Here is a 23228-nt window from a genome sequence, read left to right as displayed (position 1 = left end):
TCTGCATATGCAGGTTAATGATGTAAGGCTTTCAAGGTTTAGTCTACCTTGAAGAGTAAAGATCGAGGAGCGACGATGGCTCAAACCCTAGCGATGACATCTCAATTCAATGGTCGTAAGCGTGTACGCAAGTTTTTTGGTAAAATCCCTGAAGTAGCAGAGATGCCGAATCTTATTGAGGTTCAAAAAGCGTCATACGATCAGTTTCTCATGATTGAGGAACCGAAAGGTGGGCGTCCAAATGAAGGCTTACAAGCTGTTTTTAAATCAGTATTTCCTATTTCAGATTTTTCTGGTACGGCCATGCTTGAATTTGTTGGCTATGAATTTGATTTACCAAAATTTGATGTTGAAGAATGCCGTCAGCGCGATTTAACTTATGCGGCACCATTAAAGGTTATATTACGCTTAATTGTTTTTGATGTAGATGAAGATACTGGTTCAAAGGATATTAAAGACATTAAAGAGCAGGGCGTTTATATGGGCGACATGCCTTTAATGACGACAAATGGGACTTTTATCATTAATGGTACTGAGCGTGTCATTGTTTCACAGATGCATCGTTCTCCAGGCGTCTTTTTTGATCATGATAAAGGAAAATCGCATTCATCAGGAAAGTTGCTTTTTGCTGCACGTGTGATTCCATATCGTGGATCTTGGCTTGATATTGAATTTGATGCTAAAGATATTATTTATGCTCGTATTGATAGACGGCGTAAGATTCCAGTTACGAGTCTTTTGATGGCATTAGGCATGGATGCATCAGATATTTTGTCAACTTTTTATAATAAAATTACTTATGAGAGGGATGGAGATGGATGGCGCATTCCTTATTCGGTTGATCGTTTTAAAGGAATAACGCTTATTTCTGATCTTATTGACGCAGATAACGGTGAAGTTGTTGCTGAGGCTGGTAAAAAGTTAACGGTTCGTACTGCAAAGTCTTTGGCAGAAAAAGGTCTAAAAGCGGTTAAAATCAGTGAAGATGATTTGTTAGGGTCTTATTTAGCGGAAGATATAGTTAATTATCAGACGGGTGAAATTTATCTTGAAGCTGGTGATGAAATTGATGAAAAGACATTAAAGATTTTGTTCGATGTTAAAGCTGATCAAATTAACATTCTTGATATCGATCACATGAATGTTGGAGCGTATATTCGTAATACTTTAAAAGTAGACAAAAATGAGAGCCGGCAAGATGCATTATTTGATATTTATAGAGTGATGCGTCCAGGTGAACCACCGACAATGGATACAGCAGAAGCTATGTTCCATTCATTATTTTTTGATCCGGAGCGTTATGATCTTTCAGCTGTTGGGCGTGTTAAGATGAATTTGCGTATGGAGCTTGATTGTCCAGATACAGTGCGTGTTTTACGTCAAGAGGATATTCTTGCTGTTGTTAAAATGTTGGTTGAGTTGCGTGATGGTCGTGGTGAGATCGATGATATTGATAATCTTGGCAATCGTCGCGTTCGATCGGTCGGGGAATTGATGGAAAATCAATATCGCATTGGTTTGCTTCGCATGGAGCGTGCGATAAAAGAACGCATGTCATCGGTTGAAATTGACACAGTTATGCCACAAGATTTGATTAATGCTAAACCTGCAGCAGCAGCTGTTCGTGAATTTTTCGGTTCTTCGCAATTATCACAGTTTATGGATCAAACCAATCCACTATCGGAAATTACCCATAAGCGTCGTCTTTCAGCTCTTGGTCCGGGTGGTTTGACCAGAGAGCGTGCAGGTTTTGAAGTTCGTGACGTACACCCTACGCATTACGGTCGTATTTGTCCGATTGAAACACCTGAAGGTCCTAATATTGGTCTGATTAATTCTTTGGCAACGTTTGCACGGGTCAATAAATACGGTTTTATTGAAAGTCCATACCGCAAAATTATTGATGGTAAGGTAACAACAGAAGTTATTTATCTTTCTGCTATGGAAGAAGCAAAGCATTATGTAGCGCAAGCTAATTCGTCATTGGATGCAGAAGGTCGTTTTACGGAAGAGTTTGTTGTTTGTCGTCATGCAGGTGAAGTTTTGATGACGCCGCGAGATCTTGTTGATTTGATGGATGTTTCCCCAAAACAGTTAGTTTCAGTAGCCGCTGCTCTTATTCCGTTTTTAGAAAATGATGATGCGAATCGTGCCTTGATGGGGTCAAACATGCAACGTCAGGCAGTTCCACTTGTACGTGCCGAAGCTCCATTTGTTGGTACAGGTATGGAATCAATAGTTGCACGCGATTCGGGAGCTGCTATTGCTGCAAAGCGTAGTGGTATTGTTGATCAAGTTGATGCAACACGTATTGTTATTCGTGCTACAGAGGATTTAGATCCTTCAAAATCTGGTGTTGATATTTATCGTCTGCAAAAATTTCAGCGTTCGAATCAATCTACTTGCATTAATCAACGTCCTCTTGTGCATGTTGGTGATCGAATAGAAAAGGGTGATATTATTGCGGATGGTCCATCTACAGATCTTGGTGATTTAGCTCTTGGGTGGAATGTTCTTGTGGCATTTATGCCTTGGAATGGTTACAATTATGAAGATTCTATTTTGCTTTCTGAGCGCATAGTTGCAGATGATGTTTTTACTTCAATTCATATTGAAGAATTCGAAGTTGCTGCGCGTGATACAAAGCTTGGACCAGAAGAAATTACGCGCGATATTCCTAATGTTGCGGAAGAGGCGTTAAGGAATCTTGATGAAGCTGGTATTATTTATATTGGTGCTGAAGTTCAACCTGGTGATATTTTGGTTGGTAAAATTACACCAAAAGGTGAAAGTCCCATGACGCCGGAAGAAAAGCTTTTGCGTGCGATTTTTGGGGAAAAAGCTTCAGATGTTCGTGATACTTCTATGCGAATGCCTCCTGGGACTTTTGGAACTGTTGTTGAAGTTCGTGTTTTTAATCGTCATGGTGTTGGAAAAGATGAGCGTGCGATGGCGATTGAGCGTGAAGAAATTGAACGTTTGGCTAAAGATCGTGATGATGAGCAGTCAATTCTTGACCGTAATGTTTATGCACGTCTTACTGATATGTTAACAGGCAAGTTTGCTGTGGAGGGGCCAAAAGGATTTTCAAAGGATAAAAAGCTTGATAGTGTAGTTATGGGGCACTATCCACGTTCACAATGGTGGCAATTTGCTGTTGAAGACGAAAAGCTACAGAATGAAATTGAGGCTTTACGCAAACAGTATGATGAATCAAAAGAAGCATTGCAACGCCGTTTTATGGACAAAGTTGAAAAGGTTCAAAGGGGTGATGAAATGCCTCCCGGCGTGATGAAAATGGTAAAGGTTTTTGTGGCTGTGAAGCGCAAAATTCAACCAGGCGATAAAATGGCGGGACGTCACGGTAACAAAGGTGTTGTATCGCGTATTCTTCCAATAGAAGATATGCCGTTTCTTGAAGATGGAACACATGCTGATATCGTATTGAATCCGCTTGGTGTGCCTAGTCGTATGAATGTTGGTCAAATTCTTGAAACGCATCTTGGTTGGGCCTGTGCAGGTATGGGAAAAAAAATTGGTGAATTAGTAGATTTTTACCAAGAAACTGGAGACATCCTCCCTTTACGTCAGCGTATAGAAGATTTCATTCCTGATAACGACCGTAATGAGCCAGTACGTCAGTATGACAATGAAAGTCTTTATAAATTGGCGTTGCAGATGAGAAAAGGTGTATCGGTTGCGACGCCTGTTTTTGATGGAGCTCATGAAGTTGATATTAACATGATGTTAGAAGATGCAGGTTTGGATAGTTCAGGACAGGTTACGCTTTATGATGGCCGTACTGGAGAGCCTTTTGATCGTCCGGTGACGGTAGGGTATATTTACATGCTTAAATTGCATCACCTAGTTGACGATAAGATTCATGCTCGTTCGATAGGGCCTTATTCTCTTGTTACGCAACAGCCATTAGGTGGTAAGGCACAATTTGGTGGTCAACGTTTTGGTGAGATGGAGGTTTGGGCACTTGAAGCTTATGGTGCTGCCTATACTTTGCAGGAGATGTTGACCGTTAAATCGGATGACGTGGCAGGCCGAACGAAAGTTTACGAGGCGATTGTGCGTGGTGACGATACATTTGAGGCGGGTATACCCGAAAGCTTTAATGTGTTGGTAAAAGAGATGCGTTCACTTGCTCTTAATGTAGAACTTGATGATGCGCGTGAGCTTATTGCACAACGAGAATCATCTGATACAACAGAACAGTAAATTCATAGAGCGCATTAATAGTGCGCTCTAATTGTCTTGAAAGACTAGACAAAGAAATTTCTATTAAAATAACGCAGACGGTTTAAAAAGTAAAAACAGGTTTTAAATTAAGATCTGTGATAAAATTAAAGAGTTATTACAACAGGTTTTAAGAATCTTTGAAGGAGAACGGCATGAACCACGAGGTCATGAATCTTTTCAATCCTCAGGCGCCAACGCAGACATTTGACTCTATTCGTATTTCAATTGCGAGTCCTGAGAAGATTCTGTCTTGGTCGTACGGTGAGATCAAGAAGCCTGAGACTATTAATTACCGGACTTTTAAGCCAGAGCGTGATGGGCTTTTCTGTGCTCGTATATTTGGTCCAATTAAAGATTATGAATGTCTATGTGGCAAATATAAACGCATGAAGTATAAGGGCATTATCTGTGAAAAATGTGGTGTGGAAGTTACTCTTTCACGTGTGCGTCGTGAGCGTATGGGGCACATTGAGCTTGCAGCACCAGTTGCTCATATTTGGTTTCTTAAATCTTTACCTGGTCGTATTTCCACTCTTTTAGATTTGACTCTAAAAGATATTGAACGAGTCCTTTATTTTGAAAATTATATTGTAACAGAGCCAGGGTTGACCTCTCTTAAGCTGCACCAACTTCTTTCTGAAGAAGAATATATGCTTGCTGTTGATGAATTTGGAGAAGATCAGTTTACAGCTATGATCGGTGCAGAGGCTATATACGAGCTTTTAGCTGGTATGGAGTTAGAGAAAATCGCAGATGATTTGCGCGTCGAGTTATCTGAAACAACTTCAGAATTAAAACAAAAAAAATTGATTAAACGACTCAAGATTGTTGAAAATTTTCTTGAATCTGGCAATAAACCAGAGTGGATGATTATGAAAACAATTCCGGTTATTCCTCCGGATTTACGTCCACTCGTGCCGCTTGATGGTGGACGTTTTGCAACATCAGATTTAAATGATCTTTATCGGCGGGTTATAAATCGTAATAATCGATTGAAACGACTAATTGAATTACGTGCTCCTGGGATTATTGTGCGGAATGAAAAGCGTATGGTACAGGAGGCCGTCGATGCATTATTTGACAACGGTCGCCGTGGACGTGTGATTACTGGAGCAAATAAGCGTCCATTAAAATCTCTTTCGGATATGCTAAAAGGAAAGCAGGGGCGTTTTCGTCAGAATTTGTTAGGTAAGCGTGTCGATTATTCAGGTCGTTCTGTTATTGTTACAGGTCCTGAATTAAAATTGCACCAATGTGGTCTCCCTAAAAAAATGGCGCTTGAATTATTTAAGCCATTTATTTATGCTCGCCTTGATGCAAAGGGTTATTCATCAACTGTAAAGCAAGCAAAAAAGCTTGTTGAAAAAGAGCATCCAGAAGTTTGGGATATTTTGGATGAGGTTATTCGTGAGCATCCTGTTTTATTGAATCGTGCACCAACATTGCACCGTTTAGGAATTCAAGCTTTTGAGCCTGTTTTGATTGAAGGAAAGGCTATACAGCTTCATCCATTGGTGTGTACTGCTTTTAATGCAGATTTTGATGGTGATCAGATGGCAGTTCATGTTCCGCTTTCTCTTGAGGCGCAGCTTGAAGCACGTGTTTTGATGATGTCAACCAATAACATTCTTCATCCAGCTAATGGGGCACCAATTATTGTTCCTTCACAGGATATGGTTCTTGGTCTTTATTATCTTTCGATTGTTTTTGAAAAAGAACCGGGTGAAGGGATGGCATTTGCCGATATGGGAGAGTTGCATCATGCTTTAGAAAATAAGGTGGTAACTCTTCATACAAAAATTAAAGGTCGTTTTAAAAATGTAGATAAAGATGGAAAAGAAGTTTCTAAACTTTATGATACAACTCCTGGTCGTTTGATTATTGGTGAACTTTTGCCGAAAAATCCAAATATCTCTTTTGATATTGTTAATCAGGAAATGACTAAAAAGAACATTTCTAAAATGATTGATCAGGTTTATAGACACTGTGGGCAAAAAGAGACAGTTATTTTTTGTGATCATATTATGCAACTTGGCTTTTCTCATGCTTGTCGTGCTGGGATTTCATTCGGTAAAGATGACATGGTTATTCCTGATAGCAAGTCACGTTTAGTTGCAGAAACGGAAGCATTGGCTAAAGAGTATGAGCAGCAATATAACGATGGTTTAATTACGCAGGGTGAAAAATATAACAAGGTTGTAGATGCTTGGGGAAAATGTACTGATCGCGTTGCGTATGAGATGATGAAACGTATTCAGACTGTTGAATTTGATCCTAAAACAGGTCGTCAGAGGCAAATGAATTCAATCTATATGATGTCACATTCCGGTGCGCGTGGTTCTGCTAATCAGATGAAGCAGTTGGCTGGTATGCGTGGTCTGATGGCAAAACCATCAGGTGAAATTATTGAAACACCAATCATTTCAAATTTTAAGGAAGGTCTAACTGTTAACGAATATTTTAACTCGACTCATGGTGCGCGTAAAGGGCTTGCTGATACTGCGTTAAAAACGGCTAACTCTGGTTATCTAACGCGACGTCTTGTTGATGTTGCACAAGATGCGATTATTTCAGCAGTCGATTGTGGTACTGCAAAGGGTCTTACCATTCAACCGATTGTCGATGCAGGACAAATCGTTGCGTCACTTGGTCAGAGAATCCTTGGTCGTACAGCTCTTATTGATATTTTGCATCCAATTTCTGGAGAAGTTATTCTCGAAGGTGGTGCTATGATTGAGGAAGCGGATGTTGCAGAAATTGAAAAAGCTGGAATTCAGTCTGTTCAGATCCGTTCTGCTTTAACATGTGAAACGCGCCTTGGTGTTTGTGCTAAGTGCTATGGTCGTGATTTAGCACGTGGGACTCCAGTTAATCAAGGTGAGGCTGTTGGTGTTATTGCGGCTCAGTCTATTGGGGAACCTGGAACACAGCTTACTATGCGTACCTTTCACTTAGGAGGAACTGCGCAAGTTGTTGATTCATCTCATTTAGAAGCATCTTATGAAGGTACAGTAGAGATTCGCAATCGCAATATTGTTCGCAATTCAGACGGTCGTTTGGTTGTTATGGGGCGTAATGTAGCTGTTGTTATTAAGGATGAAACTGGAAAAGAGTGTATTGTGCATCGTATTAGCTATGGTGCACATATTTTTGTTGATGATGGTGATGTTGTTAAATGTGGTCAGCGTATAGCAGAATGGGATCCTTATACACGTCCAATTTTAACTGAAGTTGATGGCTATGTAGGTTTTGAAGATATGATTGATGGTTTATCAGTTACTGAAACAGCTGATGAATCTACAGGTATTACAAAGCGTTTGGTGGTTGATTGGCGCGCTAATCCACGTGGTGCTGAGTTAAAGCCAGCTATTGTTATCCATACGGATGAGAAAGGTGAGACTATAGCCAAATTGTATAAGGGTGGAGAAGCGCGTTACATGATGTCAGTGGATACCATTCTCTCTGTAGAGCTTGGAGCTCATGTGAAGGCGGGTGATGTTATTGCACGTTTACCAATGGAAAGTGCTAAAACAAAAGATATTACAGGTGGTCTGCCGCGTGTAGCTGAGCTTTTTGAAGCACGACGTCCAAAAGATCATGCTATCATTGCCGAAGTTAGTGGTACGATACGGTTTGGTCGTGGCTATAAAAATAAGCGTCGTATTATCATTGAACCAAATGATGAATCTCTGGAGCCAGTAGAATATTTAATTCCAAAGGGAAAATTATTTCATTTTCAAGAAGGTGATCAGATTGAAAAAGGAGATTACATCCTTGATGGTAATCCAGCACCTCATGATATCTTGGCTATTAAGGGTGTTGAAGCTTTGGCATCTTATCTTGTTAATGAAATTCAAGAAGTTTATCGTTTGCAGGGTGTTTTAATTAATGATAAGCACATTGAAGTGATTGTCCGTCAGATGTTGCAAAAAGTTGAAATTACTGAATCTGGAGATTCTGGTTATATTCCAGGTGATCATGTTGATCGTATTGAATTAGATGAAATTAATGATAGTTTGATTGCTGAAGGGAAAAAACCTGCGTCTGGTAATCCTATCCTTCTTGGAATTACAAAAGCATCTCTTCAAACACCATCCTTTATTTCTGCTGCATCGTTTCAGGAGACGACTCGGGTGCTTACTGAGGCAGCTGTTTCTGGAAAAATTGATACTTTGCAAGGGCTTAAAGAAAATGTTATTGTTGGTCGTCTTATCCCTGCAGGTACAGGTGGTACGATTGCTCAAATTCGCCGCATTGCTTCAGTGCGTGATGATTTAATTGTAGATGAGCGGTGCAAATCTAATAATAACGAGACGGCGAATATTATGTTGACAAATATGGCAACTGGTGCAGCTGCTGAATAATCTGAATACGCGTAAAACAATACAAAAAGCGTCTGAATATAAAATTCAGACGTTTTGGTAACTATAATAAAATACAAAAATAACTATTTTTTGAAAAACATTCTTATAAGAATAATAAGCTATTTGATTTAAGTATTTTCAACATTTTATTATATTTGTGTTTTATTTATTATGGTATCAGTATTTTTTGCTTAAGTATAAAATTTTTCATTTATGCAGTTAGATTAAAAATTTATTTTAAATATATGAAGACATATAAAATAAATATACTAACTAATTTACTGTAAGAAAAGAGAGTGAGCTATTAAAGAAATTTTTTTTGTTAATATTTTTTATAAAATGACAAAAAATCTTTTTCAATGATACTAAAAAATTTCATTGCTTTCAAAATGTATGAAGGGGGAGAAGAATGTATCAATTAAGATTTTATAAAAGATATACACACTTTTGGTGATAGTGCATCTTGTAAGAATAGAATGATCAAATATTTTGATATTACTCAATCAGTGAGATGATGCAAAAATTATCAGTTATTGCTCAAGCTTTACATTATTATGAACAAGACGGAGCTTTTTGTATCTTTATAGTGTAGAAGTTACATGATTTTATACGTAGATAGACCATTATAAATAAAAAAATTAAGTGCGAAGATTAATAAAAAAATATTTATTTACAGAAAATACAGCGCGATAGTAATGGTCTTCTACCTGATATACAAAACATGGATAAAATTTTTTGAAAATTTAGTTAAATTAGGAAATTAACCATTAATCTAATTTTAAATTTATTTCATTTTTTATCATTAATGATTGTTTTTTTCATTAAAGAATAGGCTTATCAATCTTTAATTCTCAGTACTATTGAAGGAGGAGTACATAAATTATTCTGTAAAAGTAGATCAGAGAAAAAAATGTGAAATTTTTTAATTGCGTACTGAGTCTATTAATAAAAAGCAAACTATAAAAGAAAGTAAAAAATGAAAAATTCTTCTATTAATGTTTTTCAATCTATTTTATCACGAAAGTCAATTCGAGCTTTTATTGATAAACCGGTTCCACAAGAAACAATTGAAGAAATTTTGAAGCTTGCAGCACGCTCTCCATCTGGAACAAATATTCAACCATGGCAAGTGATTGTTCTTACGGGAAAAATATTGAAAAAAGTAGGACAAGAGCTTTCTCAATTAGTACTATCTGGAGTGGAAGGAAAACGGGAACGTCATTATTATCCACGAGAGTGGCGGGAACCTTATCTTTCTCGACGTAAAAAAGTAGGTTTAGATCTTTATAAGAGTCTTGGGATTCAAAAAGGTGAACAAGAAAAAATGCTTCGTCAGAAGGCACGGAATTTTTTATTTTTTGGTGCACCTGTAGGGTTTTTGTTTACAATGGATCGCGATATGGAAATTGGCAGTTGGCTTGATTTAGGTATGTTTATGCAGACCATTATGTTAGCTGCACGTGGGTTCGGGTTAGATACTTGTCCTCAGGCTTCTTTTGCTGATTATTACGAACAAATCCATACGCTTTTATCAATACCTTCTGACCGACAGATTATTTGTGGTATGTCACTTGGTTATCGTGATGTAAACGCACCAGAAAATAATATAGAAACTGAACGTGAATCAATCGAAAATTTTTGTACATTTTATTAAAACTGTACTTTTTATCATTGAATAAAGTCTTAATAGTTCCATTTTTTGCGAAAAATAATTAAGTAAAAATTTTTTGTTTCCATTTAATTTTAATATTGCATGTTAATATTTATTTTACTACGTTTAGCCCATTGAAATAATGATTATTCAAAGATCATTATTAGTTTTTCAAAGGTTGGCTATGGAAAGCATTATAGAAAAGAAATGTTGGCTGGTAGCACGACGAGCAACATTTATATTTATTGCTGTTATTTTTTTAATTTATCTAACAGTTTGATTTTAAGTGAGACAAAAGTGATAAAAAAGCATATACTCAAAGTTTATATTTAATTTTGAGGTGTTTGGTGTTTCTATCCGTTTTTGAACTTTTTAAAATTGGTATTGGCCCTTCCAGCTCGCACACGATGGGGCCAATGACTGCTGCTAATATGTTTTTGCAAGAGATTATTGCACGAAATTTTTCTCAGTCATCTCATGGGGAAGTTTCTCGTATACGTGTCTATCTTTATGGTTCATTGGCTTTTACAGGAGTTGGTCATGCTACAGATAGAGCCATTGTATTAGGGCTTTTGGGAGAAAAGGTCTCTACTGTGGATCCTGATCGCATAGGTTTACTGTTGGAAAAGGTTGAGTGCGAAAAGAAGGTACAACCAGAAGGTCATCCTGCTTATCAATTTAATTTGTACAGTGATCTTATTTTTGAAAAGAAAATCACTTTATCTGGACATGCTAATGGACTTGCGTTTGAAGGACTTGATTCTGATGGAAATGTTCTTTTAAGGCAAGTTTATTATTCTATTGGCGGTGGCTTTGTTGTAACCGAGAATGAGTTAAATACTATAAATCGTAATGTACAACCAGACGTATCTGAGGTGCCTTATCCTTTTGATTCTGCAAAGAACATGCTATTGATGGCGGAAAAATCAGGGCTATCGATTGCTGAAATGAAGCGCATAAACGAAGAGACAAAGATGGAACGTTCTGCTCTTGATAATGGGCTTGATGAAATTTTTTCAGCTATGACTAATTGCATTGATAGAGGACTGTCAAAAGAAGGTGAATTGCCGGGTGAATTGCATGTTCAAAGGCGTGCTAAAAAATTGTATGATAAACTTATAGAAAATCGAAAAAAGAATCATAATTATCCATTTTTGGCAAATGACTGGCTTTCTGTTTACGCTATCGCAGTGAATGAGGAGAATGCAGCGGGTGGTCGTGTTGTTACTGCGCCAACAAATGGTGCAGCTGGTATTGTACCTGCTGTTTTGCGTTATTATCTTCAGTTTAATGATGGTTCAGATCGAGAAGGAATACGTACTTTTTTGTTAACAGCAGCAGCCATTGGTGGTGTCATAAAACATAATGCTTCTATCTCTGGTGCAGAGGTTGGTTGTCAGGGAGAGGTTGGAGCTGCATCTTCAATGGCAGCAGCAGGGTTGACAGCAGCATTGGGTGGGACACCAGCTCAAATTGAAAATGCAGCAGAGATTGCTCTTGAACACCATTTGGGAATGACATGTGATCCAGTTGCAGGTCTTGTGCAGGTTCCTTGTATTGAGCGTAATGCAATGGGAGCAGTTAAGGCAGTGACAGCTTCTTCTCTTGCGTTATACGGAAATGGAGAGCATTTTGTTTCTTTGGATGCTTGTATAGAAACAATGCGTCAAACAGGACACGATATGAGTGAGCGCTATAAAGAAACAAGTAAAGCAGGTCTCGCAGTTAATGTGATATCTTGTTAAGTGTGTCACGATACTTAATTTGATAAATTTGTTTTCATTATCTATAAAGTGGGTTGTATGTTAAAATTTTTTTGTATGTTAGAAAGCTAAGTTTAAGAAGCTTAAATAACCTCATACAGAATTTGCAATATTTACGAGGGTTCATAAATTATTAAAGAAGGAGGGCTTGTTAAATTGTTTACGGTAATATCCAATTTTTTGATGCTTGTGGCTAATAGATGCCTATTTTTGATTTACAGAAAAAATACGAAAAATGCTCTTTGACGTTAAACTCAAGAATTATGCTAACGTTTAATATTTATAACGTTGTTTTAGGGAGATGTTTCTATCAATCTATTTAAAAGCTGAAGATATACAGCACTTAAGTAGTTGAACAAAAATTTGCAGTACATTTTTATATTTGTAAATATAAAGAAGAGAGACATTTTAAAAAGCCTATAGATAATGCGCGAATATTTTCATTAATAAAATAATTTTTGCAGAGTTTTTCTATGAACTTAAACGTTTGTTGCACCTAGACGGATTTTAATAGGCACGCTACCAGTTTTGCTTACAACACGTAAATGAATGCGTACAGGAGGTGTAGCTAGACGACGATTTCTAGTTGTTTGGCAAATGAGAAGATTGACAAGGTGGTGAGTGCTTAGTGTCGGAGGAGTGTGTTTTAAACCAGCGAATTTTATCACAGCGTCATGAAGAGAACGTAGTGAAAGGAGAGATGACTGCTTCAGCAATTTTTTTTTTTCAGGAGATGAAGCAATGGCGTTATCTGTCATGGTACTGTCCTTAATGCAGAATTTAAAAGTTTTTAATACGCTACAGTATAGCAGTTAAAATTTGCTTTCTTTAAAGTGGAACAAGCGTCTAATGCAGCTTTTTTTGATGAAAAACCTGTAAATCTAGCACGATAATAATGGTGTCCACTTTTTTCAAATAGTTGCGTATGTGAAGATGCATGTTTTAAGGAGGAATAAGCTGTATTTTTTGCTTTTAAAAGAAGAGCATTTGCTTGTTTTTTATTAGGAAGCGAACCAATTTGAATAGCCCATCCAGTTTTAGTAGATAAAGATGCCGTTATAATTTTATCGGCTTTAACAGCAATAGCTTTTTGGGGATTAGGGATTGGTATAATAGCTTGGTTTACAGCCGCTATTGCTACATTAAAATTTTTAGGTTGCTCTGCAAGCGCTGTCAAAAGAGTGGAAACTTCATCATCTAGATTGTTTAGATCAGCTTTAATAACTGGTATAGGAATGTTTATGCCAGTAGGTAGGTTGTAGCGTGCAGAGGCTATTAAACTTTCATTATTTTTCACACGGCTTGCTTTCGGCAAGTATGTACTTAATAGATTAGCCATATGCTCATCACGTGCGGTAGATGATTTGCCACCCATAACGATAGCGACAATAGAACGTCCATCTATACGCATCGATGTAGCTAAATTAGAACCTGACATTTGTGTATAACCTGTTTTAATTCCATCAACGCCTTTCATGATTTTAACTAATTTATTATGGCTGTTAATTGTCCGCCCATCAAAAGTAAAACTCGTTATTTTAAATAATTTATACTGTTGTGGAAAATCTTTTCGTAGGGCTAATGATAAAATGGCCATATCTTGCGCTGTCGAATAATTATGCATATCAGGGAGTCCTGAAGCATTTGCAAAATGCGTATGCATCATTCCGAGTCTGCGAGCTTTTGTGGTCATTTTTTGAGCAAATTTTTTTTCATTACCACCAAGATATTCGGCAACTGCCGTTGCAACATCATTTGCTGATTTTGTAATGAGTGCTTTAGCAGCTGCTTCTGCAGAAATTGTTTGACCTGCTTTAAGTCCCATTTTTGTCGGTGGGCGTGCAGCTGCACAATTTGAAATAGGAATTGGTGTATTTAGTGTTATACGACGCGTATGTATAGCTTCAAATAACATATATAATGTCATCATTTTTGTTAAAGAAGCAGGATAACGTTTTAATGTTGCATTTGCTTGAAATAAGGTTTCTCCCGTATTTGCATCTATAACAATAGCTGCGTATTTATCGGGGTATGCTCCCTGAGGAGTAGCAAATGCCCAAGAATGAAAAAAAGCTAAAATAATAAAAGATATTGTGAGCTTTTTATAATAACGCACGATTTTTTGGTAATTAATATGCACTTGTAGTATCCCGTTTTTTCATTTACTCTGAAAATTCTATTAAGACCCCCCTATCGCTACAGTCTATCGTTACAGTTTAGACAAATGGTATTACCAATTTGTTTACGTGAATCATTTTGTGAGTTTTCATGTTTAGTCCAACTTAACCATAAAGAAAGCTTTTTTCTTGTGCAAATGTGTATTGCAATAGTTATGAAAGGACTTAAAATTGATAAAAAAAACACTGCACGAAAATAATGCTGATGCAAAAATTAATAATGGACTCTGTATTCTATACCACTATGCACAATAAAAAGGACGAAAATTGGAAAGAAAGCAGGTATGATTCTATCATAATATCCAAGACTAAGCCAAAACTTCGGAAGCCTAAGCTGTATCGCGTCCTTTTGCTTAATGATGATTATACACCTATGGATTTTGTTGTTTTTATTTTGAAGAAGTTTTTTAAAAAAAATTTCGAAGAAGCAACGCGTATCATGCTAGATATTCATCAAAATGGAATAGGCGAATGCGGAACTTACACTTATGAAGTAGCTGAAATGAAAGTTGTGCAAGTTATGGAATGCGCGCGCCAAAATGAACATCCATTACAATGTGTAATGGAATGGAAGTGAGGGGTTATGCCATCTTTTACGCCAAATCTTGAAAAAGCTTTGCATCGTGCATTAACAATTGCAACTCAAGCACAGCATGAGTATGCGACATTAGAGCATCTTCTGCTTGCTTTGCTAGATGATACTGATGCAAGCTCAGTTATTCAGGCTTGTCAGGTAAATTTGGAAGAATTGCGAGAGCGCTTAACTAATTATATACAGTCAGAATTGGATGTACAGATTAGAGCTGATGGAGATACAAAACCGACAGTGTTTTTGCAGCGTGTTATCCAACGTGCAGTGATACATGCTCAATCGGCTGGTAAGGAAGAAGTATCAGGGGCAAATGTTCTCGTTGCAATTTTTTCTGAACATGAAAGTCATGCAGCATATTTCCTTCAAGAGGTGGGAATGACGCGTTATGATGCTGTGCGTTTTATTTCACACGGTGTTACGCGTGATGAAGGGTTATCTATGTTACTTGAAGATCTTGAAGAGCAATTGGATCAGCAAGTTTTAGACAATGATGAAAAGGTTACGGATGCACTTACTGCATATTGTATTGATTTAAATTGCAAAGCACGTAGCGGGAAAATTGATTTATTGATTGGCCGTGATATGGAAATTTCACGAATGATTCAGATTTTATGTCGAAGGTCAAAAAATAATCCGCTTTTAATAGGTGATCCTGGTGTTGGAAAAACAGCTATAATCGAGGGGCTGGCTAAACGTATTGTTGATGGACAGGTACCTGAAATTTTGTCAAACGCAACAATATTTTCCCTAGATATGGCAGGGCTTGTTGCTGGCACGCGTTATCGCGGTGATTTTGAAGAACGATTGAAGCAAGTCATTAAAGAATTTGAGCAATATCCAAGTGCTATTCTATTTATTGATGAAATTCATACATTGATTGGAGCAGGTGCTACATCGGGAGGGAATATGGATGCAGCAAATCTTTTAAAACCTGCACTATCTTCAGGAATTATTCGATGCATTGGTTCAACGACTTACAAAGAGTATCGCAAAATTTTTGAACAAGATCGAGCTTTAGAGCGACGTTTCCAAAAAATTGATGTTAATGAGCCTTCTATTGCCGATGCTATTAAAATTTTGCAGGGACTGAAGCCGTATTTTGAAAATTTTCATCAAATCAAATACACAGATGAGGCAATGAGGGCATCTGTAGAGTTATCTTCACGGTATATGGTTGATCGCCGGTTGCCTGATAAAGCCATTGATGTTGTTGATGAAAGTGGTGCAGCGCAGATGCTTTTACCAAAAAAACAGCGTAAAAAGAGTATAGGCATTAAAGAAATTGAAGCTACTGTTGCCACTATGGCAAGAATTCCACCAAAAACAGTTTCTGGTGACGATCAGAAGATACTTAGCAATCTTGAAAAAGAGCTTAAAAATGTCGTTTATGGACAAGAACAGGCAATTTCAGCGTTGGTATTATCAATTAAATTGGCGCGGGCGGGATTACGTGAATCAGAAAAGTTAATAGGAGGTTATTTATTTTCAGGACCAACAGGTGTTGGAAAAACTGAGGTTGCAAAGCAGCTTGCATCTTTTTTGGGAATTGAGCTGTTACGTTTTGATATGTCAGAATATATGGAACGGCATGCTATAGCGCGTTTAATAGGAGCTCCTCCAGGTTACATAGGCTTTGATCAAGGCGGTCTTCTTACAGACGCAGTTGATCAGAATCCTCATGCAGTTTTATTATTGGATGAGATCGAGAAAGCGCATCCAGAGTTGTATAATATTTTATTGCAGGTGATGGATTATGGTAAATTAACTGATCATAATGGAAAAAAGATTGATTTTCGTAACATCATTTTAATTATGACAACTAATGCGGGTTCTTCGGATATGGCAAAATCGGCTATTGGGTTTGGTAAAGTGCAGCGCGATGGTGATGATATAGAAGCTATTAATCGATTGTTTACACCAGAATTTCGTAATCGGCTGGATGCCATTATTCCGTTTTCGCCTTTATCTCAGTTGGTAATCAGCCAAATTGTCCAAAAATTTATTTTTCAACTTGAGGCACAATTGGCTGATCGAGGTATCTGTTTTGAGCTAAATGCTTCTGCTGTCGCTTGGCTTGCTAATAAGGGGTATGATGCTCAGATGGGTGCGCGTCCATTGAGTCGTGTAATACAAGAACATATTAAAAAACCGTTGGTTAATGAAATTTTGTTTGGAAAATTGCGTAATGGTGGCATGGTGCGCGTATCGACACACAAACAAGATGGAGAGAAGAAAGGTTTGCTGTTAAAAATTTTATCTTCCGATACGTCTGTTCGTTCAAAAGGTAATAAGGCCATATTTTCTTCAAAAAAGAAGATAGAGAAAAAAAGTCCTACAACTTAATAGTGTTCTTTAAAGAACAGCTCGAATTTTTTTCGCATTTTCTTCAAGCATTTCTGTAGATGTTATGACATCATTATGAGGGATAAGTTCCACCCCTTTTATACGTGGTATGATATGAAAATGGAGGTGAAAAATGGTTTGTTGGCTGGCTTCTTCATTAAATTGCATGACTGTTATACCATCTGCTTGAAAAGCTTTTTTTACAGCATTGGCGATTTTTTGGACAGCTTTAATAACTGGAAATAGTGTTTCAGTATCTGCATCCAATAGATTCCTTGAAGCTTTCCGAGGAATGACTAGTGTATGTCCTGGTGCTTGTGGCATTATATCCATGAATGCGATGACATCCTCATCTTCATAAACACGAACAGAAGGGATTTCATTGCGAATTAATTTAGCAAAAATATTGTTATTGTCATAAGTTTGTTTCATATAAATACTTCCTTTATTAGGGTTTTATGTTCAAAACAAAAGGATGATGCAATAGTTTATAGAATATCAATAAAAGAGATTATTGCATTTAATTTTTGCTTTGTGTAAGTACTTCACTATACTATTTATGAAGAACTTAAATTTCTATGATGGCTTCAATTTCTACTGGAACCCCCATAGGAAGAGTCGCAACACCAACAGCTGATCGAGCATGTTTTCCAGATTCACCAAGGATATTGGTCAATAAATCAGAAGCTCCATTAGCAACAAGAGGAATGTTGGTAAAATTGGTATCAGCAGCAACGAAAACAGTAATTTTTACCACTTGTTTTATTTTATTTAAATCACCGATAGCTGCTTTTATTTGTGCAAGAATATTGATCGCACAGATTTCAGCTGCTTTTTTTGCTTGCTCGATGCTAACGTCCGCGCCAACTTTACCAATAGCTGTTGGTTTCCCATCCAAAAGAGGAAGCTGTCCAGAGATAAAAAGTTGGTTGCCGATTCGTAATGTTGTTACATAATTTGCAATGGATTTTGTTGCTTCAGGAATAGTAATACCGAATTTTTTAAGAGAGCTTTCAATAGAGTTTGTCATAATTTAAATCCCATAGTTGTTTTATAATACGCTCATTGCATAAACTATTTTTTGATTTAAGAAAATGTACGGTTAATAAAATGTTTTGTTTGGTTGCCTTATTTAAATTCCACAACTATTGTAAGACATCATCTATTGCTTGTAAGACATCATCTATTGCATAAACTATCTTTTGATTTAAGGAAATTTTTGATTGATTAAGGCGTGAGTTTCTGATGCCTTAGTGTATGGTGGCGTGCAGCAGAATAGAATCGGAAATTGGGAATGATCAGATCATTATTTATAATAATTTTATATGTTTCTTTTTTATGTTCTGCAACAGCTGAAAAAAGCATTTTTGTTGCACCTCATCGTGCTATCTACGATTTTCAGCTTGATAGTGCTTCCAATGAAATGGCGATTTTAGGAATGACTGGGCGAATGGTTTACGAACTTACGGGTTCGGCGTGTCAGGGGTACACTACACGTTTTCGTTTTATTAGCCGTATCCATATTGAAGATATGCCTGCACGTTTAACCGATCAACAAACAACTAGTTATGAAACGGGTGATGGTCGTACATTTCGCTTTAATGTTATAGATCAGATAGGACAAGATATTGCGCACAGTGCTGAAGGATTAGCTGAACATACTCCCGATGGTATTGTAGTTAAACTGCAAAAACCAAAAAAGAAAGAATATAAGCTTGCAATGGCTGAGTTTCCAATCATGCAATTAAAAAATATCATTCAGCATGCAAAGGCAGGACATAATTTCTATCATACTACTGTGTTTGATGGGACAGACAAAGCAAATAAAATCATAAAAGAAAGTGTAGTTATTGGAGAAAAAAAGACACAAGTATCTGATGCTGAAGCGCAAAAAATAGGAAAATTAGATGCGGAAGGATATTGGCCCGTTACAATTTCTTATTTTGATGATGTAGAAAATAAAGATGGTTTACCTGTTTATCGTACCAGTTTTCTTTTGTATGAAAATGGTGTTATGCGCGATCTTTATGTAGATTATGGGACTTTTGCAGTGCGCGCAAAACTAAATAGTCTTGAATTATTTGATATTGAGAAAAAAAGTGATCAATGTAAACATTAAATAATTGCAGAAAATAACTTGAAAAAGAAACAAATATTAGTATGCTTATTTTATTCCACATGCGAAATTTGGGTATTTGCAGAAGAAGTTTAGCAAGTATCCGCCGGTGTAGGGTTTCCTATTTTTTTTCGCGGAGGTTAAACCGGAAAGGATAAATTATGGCATTACCAGATTTTACTATGCGCCAGCTTTTAGAAGCAGGTGTACACTTTGGTCACCAGACACATCGTTGGAACCCAAAGATGTCTTCTTATATTTATGGACAGCGCAATAATATCCATATTATTGATCTTGCTCAGACTGTTCCACTTTTGCATCAGGCGCTTAAACTCGTTTCAGATACGGTTGCGCGTGGTGGTCGCATTTTATTTGTTGGTACTAAGCGGCAGGCCGCTGATAGTATTGCTGATGCAGCAAATCGTTCAGCACAATATTATGTTAATGCGCGTTGGCTTGGCGGTATGCTTACAAATTGGAAAACAATTTCTAATTCGATACATCGTTTGCGTAAGCTTGATAAAATTCTCGCTGCTGAGGCTCAGGGTTTTACTAAAAAAGAACGTTTAAACCTTGAGCGTGATCGTGAAAAACTTAATCGTGCTCTTGGCGGTATTAAAGATATGGGGTCTGTCCCAGATCTTATATTTATTATTGATACAAATAAGGAAAATATTGCTATTCAAGAAGCGAAGCGTTTAGGTATTCCAGTGATTGCTGTTATTGATACCAATTGCGATCCTGATAACATCGATTATCCAATTCCGGGTAATGATGATGCTTCACGCGCGATTTCTCTTTATTGTGATCTCGTTGCTCGTGCAGCTCTTGACGGCATTGCCCGTCAGCAAGGTGCGATGGGTATTGATTTAGGAGCTCAAGCTGATGCACCTGTGGAGCCCATTTTGGAAAATGAAGTTCCGGCTTCTGAATAATAATTCAAAACGCCTGTTAAGGTGATTATTTCTAAAAAGAAGATTGTAGGCGTGCATAGATTGTTGTGCGCTTTCATCGTTATAGAACAAAGAGGCAAACAAATATGAGCATTACTGCTGCACAAGTAAAAGAACTTCGGGAATTATCTGGCGCTGGTATGATGGACTGTAAAGCGGCTTTGGCAGAGACTGATGGTGATATGGAAGCTGCGATTGATTGGCTTCGCAAAAAAGGGATAGCTAAGGCAGATAAAAAGGCTGGTCGTACAGCAGCTGAGGGGCTAATTGGAGTTGTATCAAAAGACAAAAGCGCAGTTTTGGTTGAGGTCAATTCTGAAACAGATTTTGTTGCGCGCAACGAAGTATTTCAGGATATTGTACGCAATGTAGCGACAGCTGCTTTGGATACGCAAGGTGATGTTGAAGCTGTTGCTGCATCCTTTTACCCAGGTTCTGAAAAAACTGTAGAAGCGACAATTAAAGATGCGATTGGCACGATTGGTGAAAATATGACATTTCGTCGTTCTGCTAAATTATCTGTTGAGGAAGGTGTAGTTGCTACCTATATACATAATAGTGTGGCTGAAGGGCTTGGAAAACTTGGTGTTTTGGTTGCTGTTGAAACTACAGGGAATAAAGAAGCTGCTGTCGCTTTTGGTCGACAAATCGCGATGCATGTTGCTGCAACTAATCCGTTGGCGTTAACAGCAGAAGATGTTGATGTTAGTGCAGTTGAGCGTGAAAAAGCAATTTTTTCAGATCAAGCGCGTCAATCTGGTAAACCTGAGAATATCATTGAAAAAATGGTAGAGGGGCGTATGCGTAAGTTTTATGAAGAAGTTGTTTTGCTATCTCAAACTTTTGTTATGAACCCTGATGTGACTGTTGAGGCAGCCTTAAAAGATGCTGAGAAATCAATTGGTGCGCCAGCAAAGATTACAGGTTTTATTCGTTTCGCACTAGGCGATGGTGTGGAGAAAGAAGAGTCTGATTTTGCTGCAGAAGTCGCGGCTGCTGCTAAAAGTTAATAGTTTTTTATGCTATTGGTTATGAATTTAAAATCATACCACTAATTATAAAATTACTAATATAAAAAAGTATTGATTATTTAGAGGGCGTCACGCGATAAGGTGGTGCCCTTAGTGGTATCGAAAAAGCAAAGAATAAATATGCTTTTTGGGAGATGAGTAATGACGTTAGCGCTTCAGTATAAGCGTATTCTTTTAAAAGTTTCTGGTGAAGCTCTTATGGGAAAGCAGAGTTTTGGAATTGATGTTTCAGTTGTAGATCGTATCGCTGCTGATATTGCTGAAGCGCGGGCGATGGGTGTAGAAGTTGCCATTGTTATAGGTGGGGGTAATATTTTTCGTGGAGTTGCTGTTGCTTCGCATGGTGGAGATCGTGTAACTGGTGATCATATGGGAATGCTTGCAACTGCTATTAATTCTTTAGCATTACGAACATCTTTGACAAAGTTAGGAGTTGAAACAGTTGTGTTATCTGCAATTGCTATGCCACAAATTTGTGAAAGTTTTTCACAACGTAAAGCGATAGGTTATATGAATCAAGGAAAAGTCGTTATTTTTGCTGGCGGTACTGGTAATCCATTTTTTACAACAGATTCTGCTGCTACTTTACGTGCAGCAGAAATTGGCGCAGATGTTTTACTAAAAGGGACGCAGGTGGATGGTATTTATTCTGCAGATCCAAAAATAGATCCTACGGCTAAGCGTTTTGACCAGTTAACGCATATTGAGATTTTGCGGTTAGGGTTGTCTATTATGGATACAACAGCAGTTACTTTAGCGCGTGAAAATAGTGTACCAATTATCGTATATTCTATTCATGAAAAAGGTGGTTTAGCTAAGGTATTAAGTGGAACGGGGCAGTTTACAATAGTATCGGAATGAGGATAGTCTTTAGGGCGTAATTAAAGGAGGCAGAAATATGAGTGTTATAGCAATTATGGATGATCTGAAGCGTCGCATGGATGGAGCTATTTCGGCTTTTAAACATGAATTAGGTGGTCTACGAACTGGGCGAGCTTCAGCCAGTTTATTAGAGCCGTTAACAGTTGAGGCTTATGGTGCGATTGTCCCCATAAATCAGGTTGCAAATATTTCTGTTCCAGAACCGCGGATGCTTTCAGTCTCTGTGTGGGATAAAACGATGGTAGGAACTGTAGAACGTGCTATTCGCGATTCTGGACTTGGTTTAAATCCCATTACTGATGGTATGAATTTGCGTATTCCTTTGCCTGAATTAAACGAAGAACGCCGTAAAGAACTCGTAAAAATTGCGCATCAATATGCAGAGCAGGCTCGTGTTGCTACTCGCCACGTTCGTCGCGATGGTATGGATAATTTAAAAAAATTAGAAAAAGAAGGTGAGATTGGTAAAGACGAAGCTCATACTTTATCCGAAAAAGTTCAAAAAATTACGGATGAGACTATTGCTGATATTGATAAAGTTTTAGCTGTGAAAGAATCTGAAATTATGCAAGTTTAAGATGATTTTGTTATTAAAAAATATTATATCCACGCTGTGTGGCTCGTTTTTATCGATAAGAATAGAAAATTTATGCGTGCGCAGTATGTAATGTAGAGCATGACGCAAGAAGAGAGTGGGCACATTTTTTATGTCATATATGGGTAGAAGTAATTTGAAATAGCTAGTATTTTAAAATTTTTATCTGTGGATTGGGTAAGATTATTTATTAAAAAATTTAATTGAATCATTAAAATTTAAAAATATGATATTGTTTAATTGCACGATAAGAATGTTTTTTATTGTTCATGAATTGATCAAGTTCCATAATAGGTACTCGAGTAAGGAGTATATATTTAAAGTAATGCTGTCATTATTATATGAGCTCTCAGTTATGAAGAGTATAGCTGGAAGGGATAGATAAGTTTGTGTTTATACATTAGATTCTCTACTATCTTTTTTTTGAGCACATTAGAGTATTATTGGTAGTTTGCTATAAAGATGCTTTTATGATCAGAACTTACTGATCAAAGCTTAATCATTTGCGTATGT

General features: G+C 37.3%; 15 protein-coding genes. 11 read left to right on the top strand and 4 right to left on the bottom strand.

Features of this window, described 5'->3' with window-relative positions:
* Nucleotides 1–75: 75 nt before the first annotated feature.
* The 4 genes from rpoB (at nucleotide 76) to V4B18_RS06130 (ending at nucleotide 12008) form a co-directional block, all read left to right on the top strand.
* Nucleotides 76–4227, top strand: a complete 4152-nt coding sequence (rpoB, locus tag V4B18_RS06145; RefSeq protein WP_455475567.1) for a DNA-directed RNA polymerase subunit beta — start codon at nucleotides 76–78, stop codon at nucleotides 4225–4227.
* Nucleotides 4228–4400: 173 nt separating this feature from the next.
* Complete coding sequence (gene rpoC, locus V4B18_RS06140; RefSeq protein WP_455475566.1) at nucleotides 4401–8612, top strand: DNA-directed RNA polymerase subunit beta'; 4212 nt, start codon at nucleotides 4401–4403, stop codon at nucleotides 8610–8612.
* A gap of 976 nt (nucleotides 8613–9588) precedes the next feature.
* Nucleotides 9589–10266 carry a nitroreductase gene (locus V4B18_RS06135; protein WP_455475565.1) on the top strand — a complete coding sequence of 226 codons (678 nt, stop codon included), beginning with the start codon at nucleotides 9589–9591 and terminating at the stop codon, nucleotides 10264–10266.
* A 344-nt stretch (nucleotides 10267–10610) separates the two neighbouring features.
* On the top strand, nucleotides 10611–12008 hold the full coding sequence (locus V4B18_RS06130) for an L-serine ammonia-lyase (RefSeq protein ID WP_455475564.1): 1398 nt from the start codon (nucleotides 10611–10613) through the stop codon (nucleotides 12006–12008).
* Nucleotides 12009–12505: 497 nt separating this feature from the next.
* On the opposite strand, the gene V4B18_RS06125 is transcribed toward V4B18_RS06130, so the two are convergent.
* Nucleotides 12506–12784, bottom strand: coding sequence for a hypothetical protein (locus V4B18_RS06125; RefSeq protein ID WP_455475563.1), 279 nt, complete (start codon nucleotides 12782–12784; stop codon nucleotides 12506–12508).
* Nucleotides 12785–12816: 32 nt separating this feature from the next.
* Nucleotides 12817–14166: a D-alanyl-D-alanine carboxypeptidase gene (locus tag V4B18_RS06120; RefSeq protein WP_455475562.1), complete on the bottom strand. Its 1350-nt coding sequence runs from the start codon at nucleotides 14164–14166 to the stop codon at nucleotides 12817–12819.
* Nucleotides 14167–14402: 236 nt separating this feature from the next.
* Between V4B18_RS06120 and clpS the strand changes: the two genes are divergently transcribed.
* Together clpS and clpA are read left to right on the top strand one after the other, a co-directional pair.
* The gene (gene clpS / locus V4B18_RS06115) at nucleotides 14403–14780 is read left to right on the top strand and encodes an ATP-dependent Clp protease adapter ClpS (protein WP_455475561.1); all 378 of its coding nucleotides are present in this window, start codon (nucleotides 14403–14405) and stop codon (nucleotides 14778–14780) included.
* Between the two features lie 6 nt (nucleotides 14781–14786).
* On the top strand, nucleotides 14787–17138 hold the full coding sequence (clpA, locus tag V4B18_RS06110) for an ATP-dependent Clp protease ATP-binding subunit ClpA (RefSeq protein WP_455475560.1): 2352 nt from the start codon (nucleotides 14787–14789) through the stop codon (nucleotides 17136–17138).
* 9 nt (nucleotides 17139–17147) lie between these two features.
* Here the strand turns inward: clpA and V4B18_RS06105 are convergent, their stop codons facing one another.
* The gene (locus tag V4B18_RS06105) at nucleotides 17148–17570 is read right to left on the bottom strand and encodes an HIT family protein (protein WP_455475559.1); all 423 of its coding nucleotides are present in this window, start codon (nucleotides 17568–17570) and stop codon (nucleotides 17148–17150) included.
* A gap of 136 nt (nucleotides 17571–17706) precedes the next feature.
* On the bottom strand, nucleotides 17707–18168 hold the full coding sequence (locus tag V4B18_RS06100; protein WP_455475558.1) for a RidA family protein: 462 nt from the start codon (nucleotides 18166–18168) through the stop codon (nucleotides 17707–17709).
* A gap of 264 nt (nucleotides 18169–18432) precedes the next feature.
* On the opposite strand from V4B18_RS06100, the gene V4B18_RS06095 reads away from it, so the two are divergent.
* The 5 genes from V4B18_RS06095 (at nucleotide 18433) to frr (ending at nucleotide 22697) form a co-directional block, all read left to right on the top strand.
* Nucleotides 18433–19257: a cell envelope integrity EipB family protein gene (locus tag V4B18_RS06095; protein ID WP_455475557.1), complete on the top strand. Its 825-nt coding sequence runs from the start codon at nucleotides 18433–18435 to the stop codon at nucleotides 19255–19257.
* Between the two features lie 158 nt (nucleotides 19258–19415).
* A complete protein-coding gene (rpsB, locus tag V4B18_RS06090) occupies nucleotides 19416–20189 on the top strand; it encodes a 30S ribosomal protein S2 (RefSeq protein ID WP_455475556.1) in 774 nt (257 codons plus the stop codon).
* Between the two features lie 104 nt (nucleotides 20190–20293).
* Nucleotides 20294–21217: a translation elongation factor Ts gene (gene tsf / locus V4B18_RS06085; protein ID WP_455475555.1), complete on the top strand. Its 924-nt coding sequence runs from the start codon at nucleotides 20294–20296 to the stop codon at nucleotides 21215–21217.
* Between the two features lie 162 nt (nucleotides 21218–21379).
* Complete coding sequence (gene pyrH, locus V4B18_RS06080; protein ID WP_455475554.1) at nucleotides 21380–22099, top strand: UMP kinase; 720 nt, start codon at nucleotides 21380–21382, stop codon at nucleotides 22097–22099.
* A gap of 37 nt (nucleotides 22100–22136) precedes the next feature.
* A complete protein-coding gene (frr, locus tag V4B18_RS06075) occupies nucleotides 22137–22697 on the top strand; it encodes a ribosome recycling factor (protein ID WP_455475553.1) in 561 nt (186 codons plus the stop codon).
* The last annotated feature ends 531 nt before the right edge of the window (nucleotides 22698–23228 follow it).

The sequence above is a fragment of the Bartonella sp. B17 genome, assembly GCF_053795755.1.
The sequence above is the reverse complement of the archived record's forward strand: the minus strand, read 5'-3'. Positions and strand labels throughout refer to the sequence as shown.